The sequence below is a fragment of the Bacillus sp. SIMBA_154 genome (genome assembly GCF_046536015.1).
In the GTDB taxonomy this organism is placed as follows: Bacteria; Bacillota; Bacilli; order Bacillales; family Bacillaceae; genus Bacillus; species Bacillus pumilus_P.
Map to the genome: position 1 here is coordinate 1 of NZ_JAWJBV010000724.1, position 232 is coordinate 232.

Annotated in this window: 1 protein-coding gene; it reads right to left on the reverse strand. The window is 41.4% G+C overall.

All coding sequences use genetic code 11. From position 1 onward, the window contains the following. A partial coding sequence (locus R0K30_RS23775; RefSeq protein ID WP_410613521.1) for a hypothetical protein occupies positions 1 to 232 on the reverse strand: 232 nt, incomplete at both ends.

The following is a 232-nucleotide window of genomic DNA, read 5'->3' on the forward strand; positions in this document are numbered from 1 at the left end:
GTAAGTAAGTACCCGCTAAATAAGGGTCTACATTTTGTGGATCTTTTAAGTAAACAGCTGTTTGCTGCTTAGCTTTATTGATCACATTTTTATCTTCACCATCAAAGCCTAAACGCGACACTACCGCAGCTCGCAGTTGAGCAACAGCGCCATCTTCCCCCATTTTTGCTTCTAGGCCATATTTTTTAGCGGCAGGCATGACTGCATTTTGAATAAATGTAGGCCATAAATC